The organism is Planotetraspora sp. A-T 1434 (assembly GCF_025420585.1).
In the GTDB taxonomy this organism is placed as follows: domain Bacteria; phylum Actinomycetota; class Actinomycetes; order Streptosporangiales; family Streptosporangiaceae; genus JAOEGB01.
In genome coordinates, this window is sequence record NZ_JAOEGB010000019.1 from 65361 (window position 1) to 83892 (window position 18532).

General features: G+C 71.3%; 12 protein-coding genes. 1 reads left to right on the forward strand and 11 read right to left on the reverse strand.

Translation table 11 applies throughout. The features are described 5' to 3' along the window. Window positions 1–3 precede the first annotated feature (3 nt). The 11 genes from N5079_RS23730 to uraH all read right to left on the reverse strand — a co-directional run bounded on the left by N5079_RS23730 (window position 4) and on the right by uraH (window position 17803). Window positions 4–432: an acyl-CoA thioesterase gene (locus N5079_RS23730; protein ID WP_261586199.1), complete on the reverse strand. Its 429-nt coding sequence runs from the start codon at window positions 430–432 to the stop codon at window positions 4–6. A gap of 3 nt (window positions 433–435) precedes the next feature. Then, window positions 436–6219, reverse strand: coding sequence for a type I polyketide synthase (locus N5079_RS23735; protein WP_261586200.1), 5784 nt, complete (start codon window positions 6217–6219; stop codon window positions 436–438). Then, the gene (locus N5079_RS23740; RefSeq protein WP_261586201.1) at window positions 6216–7196 is read right to left on the reverse strand and encodes an enediyne biosynthesis protein; all 981 of its coding nucleotides are present in this window, start codon (window positions 7194–7196) and stop codon (window positions 6216–6218) included. Before N5079_RS23740 ends, N5079_RS23735 begins: the two co-directional genes overlap by 4 nt. Before the next feature lie 5 nt (window positions 7197–7201). Then, the gene (locus N5079_RS23745; protein WP_261586202.1) at window positions 7202–9169 is read right to left on the reverse strand and encodes a CRTAC1 family protein; all 1968 of its coding nucleotides are present in this window, start codon (window positions 9167–9169) and stop codon (window positions 7202–7204) included. Continuing rightward, window positions 9166–10158: a DUF1702 family protein gene (locus tag N5079_RS23750; RefSeq protein WP_261586203.1), complete on the reverse strand. Its 993-nt coding sequence runs from the start codon at window positions 10156–10158 to the stop codon at window positions 9166–9168. Before N5079_RS23750 ends, N5079_RS23745 begins: the two co-directional genes overlap by 4 nt. A gap of 188 nt (window positions 10159–10346) precedes the next feature. Next, the gene (locus tag N5079_RS23755; protein ID WP_261586204.1) at window positions 10347–11336 is read right to left on the reverse strand and encodes a DUF1702 family protein; all 990 of its coding nucleotides are present in this window, start codon (window positions 11334–11336) and stop codon (window positions 10347–10349) included. Between the two features lie 58 nt (window positions 11337–11394). Further along, window positions 11395–12069, reverse strand: coding sequence for a hypothetical protein (locus tag N5079_RS23760; RefSeq protein WP_261586205.1), 675 nt, complete (start codon window positions 12067–12069; stop codon window positions 11395–11397). 316 nt (window positions 12070–12385) lie between these two features. After that, window positions 12386–12619: an acyl-CoA carboxylase subunit epsilon gene (locus N5079_RS23765; RefSeq protein ID WP_261586206.1), complete on the reverse strand. Its 234-nt coding sequence runs from the start codon at window positions 12617–12619 to the stop codon at window positions 12386–12388. Window positions 12620–12687: 68 nt separating this feature from the next. After that, a complete protein-coding gene (locus N5079_RS23770) occupies window positions 12688–15516 on the reverse strand; it encodes a helix-turn-helix transcriptional regulator (protein ID WP_261586207.1) in 2829 nt (942 codons plus the stop codon). A 73-nt stretch (window positions 15517–15589) separates the two neighbouring features. Continuing rightward, window positions 15590–17437: a 2-isopropylmalate synthase gene (gene leuA, locus N5079_RS23775; RefSeq protein WP_410007825.1), complete on the reverse strand. Its 1848-nt coding sequence runs from the start codon at window positions 17435–17437 to the stop codon at window positions 15590–15592. Window positions 17438–17464: 27 nt separating this feature from the next. Then, entirely contained in the window at window positions 17465–17803 is a 339-nt protein-coding gene (gene uraH / locus N5079_RS23780) for a hydroxyisourate hydrolase (protein ID WP_261586209.1), read from the reverse strand. Window positions 17804–18143: 340 nt separating this feature from the next. Here uraH and N5079_RS23785 point away from each other — a divergent pair, with 340 nt between their 5' ends. Continuing rightward, entirely contained in the window at window positions 18144–18335 is a 192-nt protein-coding gene (locus N5079_RS23785; protein WP_261586210.1) for a hypothetical protein, read from the forward strand. The last annotated feature ends 197 nt before the right edge of the window (window positions 18336–18532 follow it).

Below are 18532 nucleotides of genomic sequence, written 5' to 3' on the forward strand. Positions count from 1 at the left end.
CGCCTAGGGCGCGTACGGTTCGAGCGCCCTGACCAGCGACTCGGGGACCCTCGCGGGGGATGTGCGGGTGTTCGGCCCGCGCATGCAGGCCACCCGCTGCTTGCCGCGGGCGACGAGGGTCTCCCGCTCGCCCGCGTCCAGCCGTACGTAGTCGAAGCTGAACTCGAGCTGGGTCTGCGCGAGCTCGCCCAGGCGCATCCTGATGGAGAGCTCGTCGAAGGCCGTGATCTCCGCGAAGAACTCGCATTCGACCTTGAGCGTGAAGAGCTTCAGGTCGTCCTGCAGATCGGCGAGCACCTCCGGCGCCCGCTCCTTGAGGAACATCTCCCGGCAGCGCCCCTGCCACCGCAGGTAGTTGACGTAGTAGACGTTGCCGACGATGTTCGTCTCCTCGAACCCGACCGTGTGCAGGTATTCGAAGTACTTGCTCATGGCCTATGCCCCTCCTTCCGTGAGCACCGCGACGACGACGGGGTCCGCGACGCCCCGCACAGTGGTGACGAGCGTCGCGATCCGGAGGCCGCCGGAGACGAAGACCGCCCACGCGTCACGCCTGCCCGGAGTCAGCGTGAGCGGCGCGCTCGGCGCGAGACCGGCCCGCCGCAGGCACTCGGCCGCGGACAGGACCCGCGCGCCGGAGGTGTCCGGCCCCTCGCCCAGCTCCCCCGCCACCAGGTCGGCGAGCGGCGCGTGCGGACCGAGCAGGCCCTTCCACTCCTCCGCCGACCGTGTGGTCACCCGGGCGACGTCGCAGCCGAGGGTGCCCGGGCCCGCGACGCACAGGGTCACGCCGGCGGCGTGCGCCACCGAGACCGCCCGCTCGCCGTCGACCTCCGGTTCGCCGCCCGGACCGTACCGGACCTCCACCGCGTGGCCGAAGGCCCGCCCCAGGCTCACAGCCGCCGCCTGATCCCGGGCCTCGTGAGGTTCGACGACCGGCTCGACGACGACCGCCACCCGCGTGCCGGTCAGGTCCTCCAGCGTCCGCTCGACGTAGGAGCCGAGGAGCGGGGCCACCCAGGGGCCGCGCCCGTCCTTCTTCCGCACGGCCTGGAGCCGCAGGCCGTCCCACCGCTCGACGACATCGCCCGCGTGCGTGCGCACCGCGATGTCGTAGACGTAGGTGTCGCCGTCGCGACTGCGCTCGGTGGCGCAGTAGCGCAGCTCCCCCGCCGGGGCGAGGGCCGCTCCACCCGCGTGGACCCGCTCGATCCCGGTCGGGAGCAGCGTGGCGTCCGGCACGCAGACCTGGTTGCCGTGCATGAGCGCGTCCCGCATGCCGGGGTCGCCGAGCAGTAAGTGGCCGGGCAGGAACGCGGCGAACCAGTCCCACGCGTCGACCGCCGCCACGTCCGCGTCGACGTGCCGGGCCGCGGCGCGGTGGTAGCGGCGCAGCCGCTGGAACCGCTTGCCCTGGAACAGCACGTCCCCGTACATCTCGGCGGCCGGATCCAGCGCCACCGGGGGCAGCCCCTCTCCCACCTGATCGGGCGGCCCTTCCGGGGCCGCTTCGCCGGTGTACGACAGCCGCGCCCGGAAGTGGTCCACGTCGAAGCCCGTCTCCGCGCTCCGGATGGTCACCGCCAGCGTGTCGTCGTCGGTGACCGTGGCGGCCACCCGGAGCGTGGTGCTGCCGTCCGGCGGCACGATGATCGGCCGCAGGAACTCCGCGTCCTCGATGACCGGCGTCGCCTCCCGCCCGGTGGCCGCGAAGGCGACCTGGGCCATGGCCTCCATGCCGAACACGGCGGGGAAGAGGAGGTTGCCGTCGAGGTAGTGGTCGGCCAGGTAGAGGTCGGTTCCCGCGTTGACCTCGACCTCGGTGACCAGCTCCACGCCGTGGTAGCGGACGAGCGGCTTGCCGACGAAGCGCAGCAGCGGCAGCGCCGGCAGGTCGTACCGGACCGTGTCGATGCCCTCGGTGCGCCCGCTGATCACCACGACGCCCGGAACGTCCGGGTCGGCCACCAGCCGCCGCATGATCCGCACGCCCTGCTCCGGGGAGATCGGCGTGATGCCCTGGCGGGTCAGCCCGTCGATGACCGACAGCCGCTCCCCCATGCCCACGTCCGACCAGACCGACCACTCCATGCACACGGCACGGCAGCCGGGATGCCGCTCGGCCACCTCCCGCGTGAGGCCGGCCAGCCACTCGTTCGCGGTCGCGTAGTGCGCCTCGCCGTGCAGTCCGGCCCGGCCGATGATGCTGCCGAAGGTCACCAGCAGGCGCAGCCTGCCGGGATCGATCGCGTCGAGCACGTTCCGCAGGCCGTCCACCTTGGGGGCGAACGTCCGGCGGAAGGCGGCCATGTCGAGGCTCGTCAGGCCGGCGGGCTCGTTGCGTCCGGCGCCGTGCAGGAGCGCGGTGACGGGCCCGAGGGCCGCCTCCAGCTCCGCGATCCCGCGCCGCACCTGCTCCGGGTCGGTGACGTCGGCCCTGGCGTAGCGAACCTCGATGCCGGAGTCCGCCATTCGCCGCAGGTTGGCGGCGAGTTCCTCGTCGCCCGCCGGGTCGGAACGGCCCAGCACGGCGAGCCTGGCTCCGCTGTCCACTGCCACCGCCAGCGCGCACTCGGCGGTGATGCCCTTGCCGCCGCCGGTCACCAGCAGCACGTCGGTGCCGTCCAGCGGCTGCTCGGTCCGGGCGGGCCGTACCGGCAGCGCCCGCATCGTGGGCACCCGCCGCACGCCGGCCGCGTCGTAGTACGCCTCGGCGTAGGCCGTGGTGGCGGCCACCTCGGCTGTCACCCAGCCGACCGCCTCCGGCGTGGGCGGTACGTGCACGATGGTGACCCGGAGCTGCGGAGCTTCGAGCTGGAGCGTCTTGGCGAGCCCGGCGGCGCCCCGGCCGTGCTGGACCAGGACGAACCGCGTCCCCGGCGCACTTGCCGCCGCCGTCTTGGCGCCGAGGAGCGCCTGCTCCAGATGCTCCTCCCCGCACTCCGGCGGTAGGCACACCAGCACACCGGACCCGACCTTCCCCTGTTCGAGTGCCAGGCGCAGCGGCTCGGCGATCCGGGAGTCCGAGGCAGCGAAGACCTGCCAGTGCCCGCTCTCCCGCGCCGCCGTCCGCTCCGGCAGCGGCAGCTCGTCGAGGTCCACGGCGAACGGCCTGGCCCACGGAGCCGCGCCGGCCACCCCCTTCGACACGGCCTCCTGGGGCTCCACGGCCAGCCGGTCGAGCGCCTCGCCCAGCTCGCGGAGGCTGGCCGTGGCGAGGTTCGTGGGAGACCTGGCCGCGGGGACGCCCAGCGCCTGGGTCGCCTGGTCGACGATGTGCATGACGGTGACCGAGCTCAGGTGCAGCTCGTCGAGCGGCCTGCTGTCCTCGGTCACCATCTCCAGAGGAAGCTCGGCGCGCTCGGCCGCCAGGCGGCGCAGCAGGTCGATGGTCGACTCCTGTTCCCCGGACACGGGCTGCCCGTCCGGCTGCGGCGCGCCCACCGGCTCCGGCCGTGCCGGAGCCTGGAGGGCTCGCGTGGCGCCGGGGAGCCGCACCTCCGGCGCCTGCTCGGCGGGGCTGGCGAAGAAGGAGAACTCCGCGCCCACCTCCAGCGGCCGGACCAGCCGGCCCTGGAACAGCTCCTCGTGCACGACGGGGACGCCGACGACATAGGCGGCGCCCACCGCGCGCAGCAGCCCGGTCAGCGACTCGGCGTCGGTGTCCAGCGGGACCGCGGGCACATCGGTCACATCCGCCGCCAGCCCGCTGAGCACCCGGCCGGGGCCGACCTCGATGAACAGGTCGATGTCCTTGGCCGCCCGCTCCACCGCCTGGGTGAACAGCACGGGGTCGGTGATCTGGCGGCGCAGCAGCGCGGCGATGTCGGTGTCCGGCGGCAGCACCTCCCCGGTGACCGTGGAGACCACCTGCCGCTCGATCGGCCCGAGCTCCTCTATCTCCAGGTACGCGCCGAGCGCCTCGGCCGCCGGGGCCACCAGCGGCGAGTGGAAGGCGTGCGAGACCGCCAGCCTGGTCCAGGTCAGGCCCGCGTCGGCGGCCCTGCGCCCGACCGCCTCGACGGCGTCCACGGGGCCGGCGACCACGGTCTGGCTCGGGCCGTTGTATCCGGCGATCACGACGGGCAGGTCGCCGATCAGGTCGAGCACGGCGTCGGGGGCCGCCCGGACGCCGGCCATCGTGCCCGACGCGCTGTGCTCCGTCATGGCCTCGCCCCGCACGGTGGCCACGCGGAGCAGGGTCTCCTCCTCCAGCGCGCCCGCCCAGTGCAGCGCGGAGATCTCGCCCAGGCTGTGGCCGACCGCGACGTCCGCGTCGACGCCGAGCAGGGACAGAACCCGCAGACCGGCCATCGAGCCGGTGACGATGCGGGGCTGGGCCACCGCCGTCGCCACCATGTCGCCCGTGGTCGGCAGCGCCGCCCTGGCGTAGATCTCATCGGCCTCGGCGAAGCGCCGCCGCAGCGCGCCGCCGCTGGTGCCGCGGCCCGACCCCTGCCCCGGGAAGAGGAAGCCCACCCGGGCCGGGCCGTCCGCGTGGCCCAGGAAGGCCCGGCCGTCCGGCGTGAAGAGGCTCGTCTCGCCCGCGTCGAGGGCGTCCAGCACACGCTGGATCTGCCGTTCGGCGTCCTCGGGCGAGGAGACCACCACGGCGGCCCGGCACGGCAGGTCGCGCGACTCCCGCTGCAGCGTGGCGGCGAGATCGGCGAGCTGGGCGTACGACACCCGCGCCACGAACCCGGCGATCTGGGTGAGCCGTTCGCGCAGCTCCTCCGGGGAGGCGGCGTCCACCAGGAGCAGCTCCACGTCCTGCGGCGACGAGGCGAGCGTCCGCGTGCGGGTCGAGAGCGGCACGCGACGGCGCGGACCGCTCTTCTCCAGCACGACGTGCGTGTTGATGCCGCCGAAGCCCATGGCCGTGATGCCGGCGCGGACCGGAGCGCCGGCCGGCCACGGCTCGGCCCTCCGCAGCACGCGCAGCGGCGCCGACTCCTCGGCCAGGATGTCGTGGGGCTCGACGCAGCCGATGGCGGGGGGCAGCACCTGCTCGTGCACCGCCATCGCGGCCTTGATCAGGCCCGCGACCCCGGCCGCCGCCTTGGCGTGCCCGATCATCCCCTTGATGGAGGTGACCGCCGCCGGAGCGGCCCCGGGACCGGCCTCCGCCCTGGCCTCCGACAGCGCCGTGAGCTCGGTGGCGTCGCCGACGGCCGTGCCGGTGCCGTGGCCTTCGAACAGCTCGACGGTCTCGATGCCGAAACCCGCCCGCTCGTAGGCCCGCCGCAGCGCCAGCTTGTAGCCGCTGACCTCGGGCCTCGTCATGCCGCCCTTGCCGTCGGAGGAGATGCCCCAACCGGCGATGGTGGCGTAGACCCGGCGCCTGGCCTCCAGCGCGTCGGCCTCGCGCATCAGCACGACCATCCCGCAGCCCTCGCCCGGCCAGAAGCCGTTGGACCGGCGGTCGTAGAGCCGCATCTCGCTCTTGGCCAGGGCCCCGGTCTTCGCGAAGCCCACGATCTCGAACGGGTCGATCGACAGGTCCACCCCACCGGCGATGGCGACGTCGATGTCGCCGTCGATGAGTGCCTTGCACGCCGTCGTCACCGACAGCAGCGAGGAGGAGCAGGCGCCGTCGACCGTGTAGCCGCCGCCGTTGAGGTCGAAGTGGTTGCAGATCCGTCCCGCGATCGTGTTGGACAGGCCCCCCGCGAGGGTGTCCTCGTCGATCGGCGGGAACGGGTTCTTGTAGGTGGCTTCCAGGTCCTCGAGGAAGGCGGCCAGCCGGTCATCGTCCCAGCCCCCCTGCTCCTTGAGGACCGCCGCGACCGTCCTGCGCACGTACGGCCAGCGCAGGCGCATGACGTTGGCCCTGGTGAACTCCCCGGTGAGGGTGTTACCCACGACCACGCCCGTGCGCTCACGGGGCAGGCCCTCCGCCCCGGGGAAGCCCGCGTCGGCCAGTGCCAGGCCCGCCATGTCGAGCGCGAGCCAGTGCGTGAGGTCGGTCGAGCGGTAGGTGCTGCCGGCGATCCGGTAGCCGATCCGGTCGAACTCGTAGCCCTCGATGACCGCGGCGGTGCGGGCGTAGAAGCGGTCCGGGGTGGCCGGGTCGGCGTCCCAGTAGTCTTCCAGCCGCATCCGCACATCGGGCAGCCTGCGGAAGGCGCGGCGACCGGCGAGAGCGTTCTCCCAGAGCTCTCTCGGCGACGCGGCATCCGGATAGCGGCACGCCATGCCGACGATCGCGATCCTGGTCATGCGGCCGCGACCTCCTTACCCGCGGCCGGGACCTGCACGGGCGCGTCGGCGACCGCGCGAAGCTCCTGGGCCTCGCGCTGCTCGCGCGCCTTGTTGACGAAGTGCAGCGCCCAGAAGAACACGCCCCGGATGGCACAGACGATGGCCGTGGCGAAGAAGATCGCATAGGCGATGTGCACCGCCGTCAGCAGGCCGTACACCAGGGCGACGCCGCCGCCGAAGGCCACCTGGGACATCGGCTTGGACGGGCTCGTGCCGGGGTCGGTGACCATGTAGTTGGTGAACAGCACGAACGCGACGCCGGTCATCATCCCGAGGGCCGCGGAGATCGAGGTGCCGAAGAAGAGGCCACGCAGGATCGCCTGCAGGGCGAAGAAGCCCACCCAGCCCATGATCAGCGGCATCCGGCCCGTGAGCTTGCCGTTGATCATCGTGCCGCCGATGATGATGAGGCCGGGGATCAGCCAGTCCACCCACCCGTCCGGGCTCTCGGTGAAGTGGTACGGCGGCGCGATGCTGGCCCAGGGGAAGATCAGCAGGATCACCGCGATGCCGAAGTTCGACGGGTTCATGAAGTGGCGCAGCCGGCCCTTCACCGGGGTCCGCAGCACCCACTTGGCGCCGACCGCGACGACCACTCCGAAGACCATCACGAAGACCTGGTCGTTGACGTAGGTCAGCATGTTCATGGCGAGGCTGGTGATGTGCGCCGGGTAGAGGAATTCCCGCAGGCCGCGGATCCCGTTGCCCGCGTAGCGCGGCGTGCGGCCCTCCACCTTGGCCCCGATGTACTCCAGCCCGATCTCCACGCTGTAGCCGGTCGCGAGGGCGATGAACGGCCACGTCCACGGCTGCTCGAACCCGAGGAGGAGGTAGCCGATGATGTTGAAGACCGAAATCGAGATCGCGAAGTTGCGCAGCGCGATGATCACTTTCGGGTCATGACGCGGAGGCGCGCCAGCGGTTTTCTCAGCCATGTCGATCACTTCTCCTTGGCCTGCTGGCCGAGCTTGAGCGAGTGCCAGCCAGGGGCCAGCTCAAGGTCCTGGTTGTGGATCTGTCCGGTGCGGTCGCGCCAGCGCAGGTTCACCATCAGCGGTCCGGTGACGTTCGGGCCGAGGCCGATGTGCACGTCGGTGGTCCGCCTGCCGGAGTGGCCGCTGCTGCCGTCCACGCGGGCGATGAACTTGCGCCCGTCATGGGTCATCACGCAGACCTGCGCGCCGGTGACCGGCGAGCCGGCTGCGGGAAGCGTGCCGGCGACCGGCGTGGCGTCGTGGGTGAGCCGCAGCCCGAGGAAGGCGCCGGTGGGCGGGCTCTGGTTCTGGTAGAAGATCGGCTCGCCCCACTGCCGGGCGACGGCGAAGTCCAGCAGGCCGTCACCGTCGGCGTCGCCGGTCGCGATGCCCCGCGTCGGCACCGGTACGGCGAGGCCGAGCTCGGGGGCCAGGTCGATGTAGCGGCCCGTGGGACCCTTGACGAAGAAGTGCAGGGTCTGGTTTCCGCCGATGTCGTCACCCAGCTGCGCGTTCGGCCACCAGAACGGGTTCTGCAGCAGCTCGTCGTTGGCCGTGGCCAGCTCCTGCAACTGCGGCCAGCGGTCGGTCTGGCCCTTGATGAACCCGGTCGCCTGGGCGATCGACAGCTCGCCGCCGTTGTTGAAGTCCTCGATCTTGACGTCCCAGCCCCAGCCCGACCAGGCGGTGCCCGCCGGACCGCTCTTGTCCTGCCACGGCGCCACGCCGTCGCGCAGGTTCGCACGCAGATCGGCCTGGCTCTTCGCCGTGGAGACGAACTGGAAGTTGCTCTCTTCGATGCCCCACGAGGTGGTGATGTTGCTGACGAACATGTCGTAGATGCCGTCGTGGTTCAGGTCGCCGAAGTCCACGCCCATGCCCTTGAAGGAGTCATGGCCGATGCGCTTCGACTTGGGAACCATCGGCAGGCGCACGCCCTCGACAAGCGAGAGCTTGATGTGCCCCGGCGTGGACCGGTTGTAGAACATCCGGTCGGGGCCGAAGTCGTTGGCGAGGTAGAGCTCCGGCAGCAGGTCGCCGTCCAGGTCGTTGGACGCGGCGGCGAGCTCCCAGCCCTTCGACGCGAACTTGGGCAGGACGTTGTCGAGCTTCTCGTAGGTGGCCGTGGGCTGCGCGCCCGTGGTGGCTCCCGTCCAGCGGAAGAAGTAGTCCTCGCCGCCGTTCTGGGCGTCCGACATCGAGTGGTTCATGTGCACGCCGCCGCTGACCGTGGGGTCGAGCACCGGGCCGTCCTCGAAGTAGTTGCCGATGAAGATGTCGTCGTGCCCGTCACCGTCGAAGTCCGCCACGGTGGCCGCGTTGGTGTTCCACTGCGGGCCGGTGTACCTGCCGTTCGTGGAGTTCTTCCCCGGCACCAGCTCGGTCGGCTGGTAGGCGTCCGCGCCGAGCTTGGCCGCGCCCGGCTTGGCCAGGTAGATGATCGGCGTGCGGCCCCACATGTAGACGAGCAGGTCGAGGCGGCCGTCCTCGTTGTAGTCGCCGGGGACGCAGCCCATGGGCGCCATGTGGTCGTTCACCGGCAGCGCGCCGGGGCTCAGCGCGAACGGGGCGTACCTGCCGGAGCGCGCGCCGGGCGTGGGTGTGACCACGACCTGGTCGGTGCGCGTGTCGACGAGGCACAGGTCGTTGGACAGCCCGTCACCGTCGAGGTCGTTCATCGCGATCGCCGCGCCGACCGAGGAGATCCAGGCGTCGATGTGCGTGTAGTCCTTGTTGACCTGGCGGATCGAATGCTGCGCGTATCCGCCCGGCAGAGCGACGGACAGCGGTTTGAACGAGAACTTGCTCGCCATGGTGGCCGTCTGGGCCGCGGAGTAGGAAGGCAGTCGGGCGATCAAGAAGACGCTCGTGACCAGCACGAGAGCGACGATTCCCGGTAGCTGCCTCCGCAGCCAGCCAAGGGTCCCAGTCACGGGCTAACACCTCCAAGAGAGACAAACTGGTCGGCGATGCGCCGCCGCCACACCTCGTAGGCCGGCACATCGGGGACTTCCCCGTGGATCGGCAGGTCGGGGCGGGACTCGTTGCTGATGCGGGCCGCCTGCCACGGGGTCGTGCCGCAGAGCACCCGCGTGGCGGTCTCGGTGGCGGGCACGACGAGGTCGGGACGGACCCGGGCCTCGGCCGCGAACGCGGAGCCCTGCGCGAGCTGGGGACGGTAGGCGCCGGCCCGCTCCTGGAAGGCCAGCAGCTCCGCCTCGTCCGCGCCGCAGGCGTAGGTGGCGGCCAGCCCCGCGCCGGCGTACAGGTCGGCCCGCCGGTGCTCGGGGAACTTCTCGATCATGGTGGCCACGACGTCGGCGTCGGTGCCCCCGACGAACCACATGGCCCGTCCGATGCCCTGGTCGATGACCCGGTTGGCGTACCCGGCGGGCGCGTCCAGCGGCCACGGGAACCGGGCCTCCTGGAACTGCCCGTGCACGTACTGGCCGGTCCGGAAGTAGGCCTGGTGGAAGCCGTACCCGTCGAGCGCGAGCCACCGCAACATAGGGTCGGGGGCGTGGATCTTGGACCACAGGAACCGCGGCAGCCGGGCCATCGCCCACCCGACTCCGACGTAGATCATGTAGATCTGGGCGTCGCCGCCCGGTCTGGTGAGGAAGCCCGCGACCTTGGCGCCCCTCGCGAGCGGCGTGGCGTCAAGGATGCCGAACGCCATTCCCGCGCCCTCGTAGGCGAATCCGCGAAATCGCCGCGGAAGCTCCTCCAGACGCTCCTCGGCCTCGGCTGGCGTGCGCGACTCCGCGGCGTAGGCATAACCGGTGAGAAACATCTCGCCGACCGTCTCCAGCAAATCCCGGGACTCCGGGCTCTTCACGTGGAAACCGCGTTTCGCAAGCCTCGTCTCGGAGACGTCGGGTGTCAGAATTCGCCGTCTCAGTGACCGTAAAATGCTGGCCAATCTCCCTCTCCCTCCCCCAGGTTGCTATTTATCCTTGGGGCAATCTTCCTTCTGATGTAGCCATATGGGTTTACTTCCGGTCCACTCCGGGCGTGCTCACTCGGCGGGCCGTTTCCGGGCATGCCGAACAGAAATCTCGAACCGGAGAGGAAATCCCGCACGTGGCGGGGGCCGAACGCGTCGCCACGTCAGCGCGGAATACGGTTCTCCGCCGCGATGAAATGTGCGCTCACATTTCGCCGCCACAATTCGTACGCCGGAACGGAGTCGCCGGCCTCCACGGCCGAGTCGTCGGCGAGGGCCACGGCGTCCTCGACGGACAGCCCCGCGAGGACGGCGGTGGCGACCTCCGTGTGGTCCGGCACGAAGCCCGCGAAGCTCCGCGCCCTGGCCGCGAAGACGACGCCCTGGGCCAGCTCCGGCAGGTGGTCACCGGCCTCGCGGCGCAGGACGGCGAGCCCATCGGCCCCGCACCCGCCGGCGAAGGTCGCGGCCAGGCCGACGCCGCTCCAGAGGTCGGCCTGCCGGTGGGCGGCGAAGCTTCCCACGTTGGCGGCGATGTCGGGCACCTGCCCGCCGTGGATGAACCACAGCGCCCGGCCGATGCCCTGGTCGACCGCCCGGAGGAAGTAGTCCGGCGAGCCTTCCCACGCGTACGGCGACGGCACCCGCTGCTCGTCCACCCAGCGCCGGGTGTCGAAGTAGGCGCGGTCGAAGCCGTACCCGTCGACCGCCAGCCAGGTCATCGCCGGGTAGTACGCCGAGCCGCTGAGGTCGGGGACCACCTTCTTCCACAGCGGCCGGGGCAGCCGCGCCATCGCGAAACCGATGCCGATGTAGGTGAGGAAGATGTGCGGCTGTCCGGGACCGAGCAGGAGGTCGCGGCTGCGGTGGCCGCGCCCGCCGCCCATCGCGTCGAGGACGGTGAAGGCCATCGTGGCGCCCTCATACGCGAAACCGCGCAGTTCCTCGTCCACCATGCTGAGCCGGCGCTCGACTTCCCACTGGTCGCGGGCGTCGATTCCCCATTCGAAGCCGCAGACGACCGCCTGCGGAATGGCCTCCAGACGCTGGGTCGCGGGCGACGGCGTGACGGGAAAACCGCGCGCGCCGAAAGTGACGTCGAGCAGCGACGGCGCCAGAATGAGCCTGCGGAGCGATCCGGATAACGTCGACATAGTGCTCTCCTCTTCAATCGGCTGGGCGTTCGGGGGCGTTGGTGGAATACAGCCCGCGTCAGGACCACGGCGCCGTCGGATACCACGGAATGATTTCCCGCCGCGCCAGCGTCCGTACGTCCCAGTAAAGGAAGGTGAACACGCCCGCGATGATCAACGCGGACGCCGTCAGGATCGCGGCCCGCCCGGGCTTGGCGCTCAGCCACCGCTGCAGCCGGCTGCCGCCGACGGCGGCGAGGACGATGAACAGCACCGCCATGATCACGATGTTGCCGACGGACTGCATGACGAACGCCGCGGCGCCGTACAACGGGTTGCCGCTCTCCGCGGCGTCGCGGAATATCTGCCGGAACAGCGCGAACGGCCGGCCGATCAGGAACCCGCCGATCAGCACGCCCATGAACACCGTCGGCGCGTTCGGGTGGCGCGTCACGACGCGCGCGAACGGATCCGGCACGACGCGGAGAGCCGCCAGGCCGAGATAGAGCATCACGAGGCCGATCACGCCGAAGACCACCATGGACTGCACGCTGCGCGGCGACAGGGTTCCGGCGGCGCCCTGCGCGGTGGAGAACTGCGGCATGGCCGTGCCGGCGAAGCCGGCGATCGCGCCGTAGATCGCGGACACCGGGGCCAGTCCACTGAACAGGATGATCAGTCCGCGCCTCCGGGGGACGTGGCCGGCTCCCGGGCTGGGCGTGGCCCTGTCTGCCAAGACTGCGCTGTCGCTCATCCTGATCTCCGGTTACCCGAGGAAGCGGCACGGTCGTGCTCATTCATCAGGATGGGACGGGCAGCCTGCCCCGGTTTTTCGCAGAATGCGGCATTACCCTAAACAGCACTTATTCGCTCGATATCCACTGAGCCACAGCACATGAGGAGAAGGCGCCGCATCAGGCCGGCCGCGATCAGCGGTGATCAATACAGACAGTAGGCGCCGTGTATCAAATCCATCCCTCCTATGGCCAGTCTGGGTAGCATTGGATAAATGGATCTTCCGATGAGCGCCCGGCTGGAAGCGCGCTTGGCCGCGCTGTGGTTGCGACCGCTCAGTGTGGGTGGGTGCTCGTTCGCCAGGTGGCGCGGGCTCCGGGGACCGGGCGGAGGGTGAGCGTGAAGCCGTCGGTCCACGCGGGCGGAACGGCCGCGCGGGCGGCCTCCGACGCCGCGCGCCGGCGGAGCAGCGCGATGACCGCGATGACGGCCGCGAGCTCCTCGGGCGTCGGGTTCCCGCGGACGATCGTCACGTCTGTGCCGTCTTGGGCGGCTGTGCTGTCTTCCACGGTCGCCTCCCGCGACGAACGTCGCACCCGGCGGGGTCGCGCGCTTCTTCCGGGATGCGGACCTTTCGTCAGAGCGTGGCCTGCTCCCCCGAACCCTGGTCGCTGCCCTGCCTGCCGCTCTGGTCACCGCCCTGCTTGCTGAACTCGAGGACCAGCGGCAGGTCGGCGCGGCGGGTGATGTTCAGCTTCCGGTAGGTGCGGGTCAGATGCTGTTCGACCGTGCTGATCGTGATGTAAAGCCTGGCCGCGATCTCGCGGTTGGAGTAACCGGCCGCGGCCAGAGCTGCGACCCGGCGCTCCCCGTCGCTGAGCACCTTGATCAGGTCACTCGGCAGCGGGGACGCCGCCGCGCCTCCGGCACCGGCCCGCGCCAGCGCCTTGACGAGCGGCTCGGCGCGGCACTCTCCGGCCACGACCTGCGCCCGCCCGGCGATCGTCCTCGCCCTGCGGTACTCGCCGAGCGCGTCGTAGACCTCGACCAGGTCGAACAGCGCCCGGGCCAGCTCGTACTTGTCGCCCGCCATCTGGAGATACTCGGTCGCCTGGCGGAGCAGCGCGGGACGGCGGGCCGGTTCCGACACGGCCGCCAGCAGCCGCAGCGCGATGCCGCGGCCCCGCCGGGCGTCCGGCCCGCAGGTGGCGAGCTGCGCCTCGATGAGCCGCCGGGCCTCCTCGACGTGGCCCATCCGCAGGCACGCCTCCCCCGCGTCGGCCCGCCACGGGATCAGTCCGGGCGTGTCGAGATTCCAGGCGGCCATCAGCTCTCCGCACCGCTGGAAGTCGCGCAGCGCCAGCGCCGGATATTCGGTGGCCAGGCTGTGGCGGCCGCGCGCGTGCAGATAATGCAGGCCGTACCTGGTCTGGAACATGGCGTCGGGGACGGGCCGGTCGAGATGCTCGCGCACCGCGCCGTACCTGCCCATCGCCGTCAGGGCGAGGATCAGGCTGCTGAGCGGCCCGCCGATGGCGACGCCCCAGCTGCTCATCGGGATGGTGTCCAGGGCGACACGGGCATGATGTTCGGCGGCCGGCATGTCGCCCTGGCGGATCGCGATCTCGGCCCGGATGGCCGCCAGCCTGGCCTGACGGCTTGGCGCCTGCCGAGACGACGCCTCGATGCTGAACAGGTCGCACCACGGGGCGACCCGCTCGCAGCGCCCGGCGTACGTGAGCGCCAACAGGGAGTTCTCCACGGTCTCCATCGTCATCTCGTCGAGGCGGGAGTCCTCCAGGATCCGCTCGACGGCGTCCAGGTGCCGCTCACGCGGCCCCCGGGTGAGGACCTCGGCGAGGGCCAGCGTCGACTCCAGCCGCCTGCTGACCGAAACGGAGACCATGGTCGCGAGGCCGCGTTCGGCGGCGGTGTGCCGCACATGCGCCAGAAGCGGCGGATGGGTGGCGCGCAGCCACAGCTGGGCCACGACCAGCTCGGCGACCGTCTCGTGGTCCGCGGCCTCCATCGACTCGTTGAGCTGCTCCAGCACGTCGCGCGCGTCGTCGAAGCGGCCGTGCCACAGCAGCGCCCGCGCCAGCACGACGGCGTCGCTCCCCCGGAGGCTGCCCCGGTGCATCGCCTCGGCCAGTTCGGCGAGATGCCCGGCCGGCGCGGCCGGGTTGATCCGCCACTCGGCGCGCACGAGCATCGTCATGATCTTCGACCGGTGGGCCTCGTCCGCGCACTCGCGCCAGGCCATGCGGAGGTAGGCCACGGCCGACTCCACCTGGCCACCCCGCAGGGCGCTCCGCGCCGCCTCCTCCAGGGTCGGGACGACCCAGGCCGCCTCGACCCGTCCGGCCTGCAGGAGATGCCCGGCGACGACGGCGGGAGCGGCGCCGGCGTCGTAGGAGAGCTCGGCCGCGCGGCGGTGCAGATCCATCCGCTCCTCGGGATCGACCCCGGCGAGCACGGCCTGCCTGAGGGCCTCGTGACGGAAGCTCCCCACCGTGAGCAGACCCGCGGCGCTGAGGGAGAGCAGCTCCCTGCCGATGTCCATCGCCGGGATGTCGAGCAGCCGGTCGAGGCCGTCGGTCTCCCCGAGGACCGCCAGCCCCCGCGCCACCCGCATTGCCTGCGGCTGGCCCCGCTCCAGGCAGGACAGTACGGCCTGGCCGTACTGGTCGCCGATGACGACCGTGGCGGGCGGCTCTCCGGCGGCGGAGCGGACGAACTCCCGGTGGTCGTCGGCGAGGGCGGTCACCAGCAGGGGGTTGCCCCCGCTCAGCGCGTACCAGTCGTCGGCGAACCGGACGGCCGCCTCCCGGCCCACCCGCTCGGCCGCCAGCCCGGCGACCCCCGCCCGTGAGAGCGGCGCGAGCTGGAGACGGCGGCAGTGCGGCTGGCGGAGCAGGTCGGTCTGGAAGTACGCGTCGGTGTAGCGCCCCTGGTCGGAGTGGCCGAAGACGGCCACGATCCGGGCTCCCCTGACGCGGCGCGCCAGATACGCGAGGCAGAGGAGGGAGACCCGGTCGGCGTGGTGGACGTCGTCCACGATGATCATGAGCGGGTACCGCTCCGACAGGTCGAGCAGGACCGTGCAGAGGGCGTGCACGATCTGGGCGTCGATCTGCTGCTCAGCGGCTTCCTGCGCGTTCGCGACGGCCCGGGCGCCCTCGTCCAGCAGCGCGAGCGCGCGGTCGCGCTCCCCGGCGACCAGCGGCGCGTCCTGGATGAGCTGGCCCAGCACGCCCAGCGGCAGGTCCCGCTCCAGCCGGGAGCCCGTCGCCGTGACCGCCAGCGCGCCCAGCTCGATGGCCTGCTCGGCGAGCGTCCGCAGGAGGGCGCTCTTTCCGGTGGCGACGGCGCCGCTGACCAGGGCGACCCTGCCTCTGCTCATGACGGCGCTGGCCAGCAGCCCCTCCAAGGAGGCCAGTTCCTCCTCGCGTTCGATCAGGTCCATCGCCGCCTCCGATCGTCAGACCGCGGTCGGGGAATCTGACACCGCAACGTTAGGCACCGGAGGCATCCGATCCTTATCGCCCGGCTATCACCCACCGGGCCCGCCCGGCCCCGTGGCGGTCACGGCGCATGTCCTGCTCCGGGAAGGCGGGCGGCTGCGCGTCCCCCGGCTGGTGAGGCTGCGCGTCCCCCGGCTGGTGAGGCTGCGCGTCTCCCGGCTGGTGAGGCTGCGCCTCCGCACCCACACCAGGGGCCGCCCGCGCGAGCCGCGCCCTCGTGACGGCGGAGCGCACGGCCGCCACCGCGGCGCCCTCGACGTCCCGCTCGATCCCCGCGCCCCAGAACGTGGCTCCGTCCACCCCGCACTCCGCGTAGACGGCAACTCGCCGCGCCGCCGTACGGCCGGGGCGCTCCAAGCCGGTGTGATGCACCACGCGGACGTGGAAGCCCCACCGGGCGAGCGCCGCCCGGACCGCCTGGATGGTGTCCGTCCTGGTCGAGCCTGAGCCGAACGGCTCGCCGTCGATGTGGAGGCCGGTGACCGTCGCGCGGCCGTCGAAGGCCGGCGCCACCGGCGGAGCCGAGGTGATGACGTACTCGCTCTCGAAGAGCCGTCTGATCCGGTCCGGCGCGATCTCGCCGCCTTCGGCGTCCGCCACCGCCTGCACGATCTGGGCGAACTCGATCTGGAGGCCCCGCGGCAGGGTCAGCCCGTGCCGGGCGCTCATGAGGTAGGCCAGACCGCCCTTTCCGGACTGGCTGTTGATCCGCACGATCGCCTCGTAGGTGCGGCCCGCGTCCTGCGGGTCCAGCGGCAGGTACGGCACGCGCCACGGCAGATCGGCGGCCTCGGCCCCCGTGCGGGCCGCTTCTCGCTCCAAGGCGTCGAAGCCCTTGTTGATGGCGTCCTGGTGGGAGCCCGAGAACGCGGTGTAGACGAGGTCGCCCCCGTAGGGGTGCCGGGAGTGAACGGGGATGCCCGTGCAGTGCTCGACCGTACGGCGGACGTGGTCGAGGTCGGAGAAGTCGATGCCCGGGTCCACGCCCTGGGTGAACAGGTTCAGCCCGAGCGTGACGAGGCAGACGTTGCCCGCCCGTTCCCCGTTGCCGAACAGGCAGCCCTCGATCCGCTCGGCCCCCGCCATCAGGGCGAGCTCGGCGGACGCGACGCCGGTGCCCCGGTCGTTGTGCGGGTGAACCGACAGGCAGACGTGCTCCCGCCGGGAGAGGTTGCGGTTCATCCACTCGATCTGGTCGGCGAAGACGTTGGGCGTCGAGCGCTCGACGGTCGTGGGGAAGTTCAGGATGATCTCGCGGCCCGGTCCGGGGTTCCAGACGTCCATGACCGCCTCGCAGACCTCCAGTGAGAAGTCCAGCTCGGTGTCGTTGAAGTGCTCGGGAGAGTATTGGAAACCGAGGTCGCAGTCGCCCAGCGTCCGCTCGGCGTACTTCATCGTCAGCCGGGCCCCCTGGACGGCGAGGTCCTTGCACTCGTCGCGGTCCATGCCGAACACCAGCCGCCGGAACAGCGGCGACGTCGCGTTGTAGAGGTGGACGGTGGCGCGCGGCGCCCCCTGGAGGCTCTCCACGGTGCGCTCGATCAGCTCGTCGCGGGCCTGGACGAGCACCGAGACGCGGACGTCGTCGGGGATGCGGTCCTGCTCGACGAGCAGGCGGACGAAGTCGTAATCATCCTGGCTGGCGGCCGGGAAGCCGATCTCGATCTCCTTGTAGCCCATGCCCACCAGCAGGTCGTACATGGCGAGCTTGCGGGCCGGGGTCATCGGGGACGCCAGTGACTGGTTGCCGTCGCGGAGGTCGGTGGAGAGCCAGCGCGGCGCGGAGGTGATGGCGGCGCTCGGCCACACGCGGTCGTCAAGGAAAACCTGCGGGAATGCGCTGTAGCGTCTGATCACTGTCAGACCCCCTATCTGGTCGCACTGAGACCGTCAACTGAGCGAACCGAAATAGGCCGAATAGGAATATGTTGAGAGCAAAAGCTGAATTTGGTACGAATCAGTCTGGTCCTGCATACGGAACGTGACCACGATCTCCGGATAGGCGGCGCTGAGTCCCAGACCGACAAAGTATCGGTCGCTTTCGAAGACGATGCGGTACAGCCCGCGCTCGAACTTGCGACCGCACCACTCCCGCACCCGTCCCTCCTGGTCGGTCTCCGCCTTGTCCTCGGCGTTCCACTGGCCGTTGTCGGCGTGCTCGAGCCGCACCCGCACGCTGGCCGCCGGCCGGCCGTACACACCGTCCAGCGCCTGCACAGCAATCCCCATATCACCGTCACCTGTTCGCGGGTCCGTCACGGCTGCCCGGGTGCCCAGGGCGCCAGGGCTCCGCCCAGGCTGGCCCATGGCTCTATCGGCGTGGCTTCCGTTCGCTATCCGCCGGGCCGCGCCCTCCGGCCACCGCGGCGCGACCGGGCGGGACATGGCGCCCGCACAATCCCGGGTCTCACCCCGTGACCCGCTCCGCCGCCCGCCGAAAACGCCGTGACCTGCGTTGATGGGCCACCGGAAGCGATCCGATATGGGCCGGATGGCGGCCCGTGTGAGCGTGAGCACCGGTCAGCTGAAGCGCCGTGCGACGCCGGCGCCAATAGGTGGAGGTAGGCAGATGGGTGCCAGGATCAACAAGAACGTCGCACGGTTCGGCGTGTCGGTCGTCATCGCCCTGACAGGCGCGGCGGCCACCGGGGCGATCATCGCGGGGGCCCCGGCCGCGTACGCGGACGAGACCGGGGCGACCACCCCGACCCCCACACCCACGCCGCCCCCTGTCACGACCGCGAACAACCCCTGGGGATGACGGGAGCGAAGCCGCACGGGGGCCATGACTTGAACGGCCGGAGACACGATGTCTCCGGCCGTTCCGCGTGGTCTGGAACTTGACAACGAAGTTCACCCGACCGCTAGAGGTCCTTCTAGCCACGGATCGCCTAGCGCTGTACGATCCACACACAATCGGACAGACAGCACGAGGCCAACCTAGGCGTCGAAAGGGTG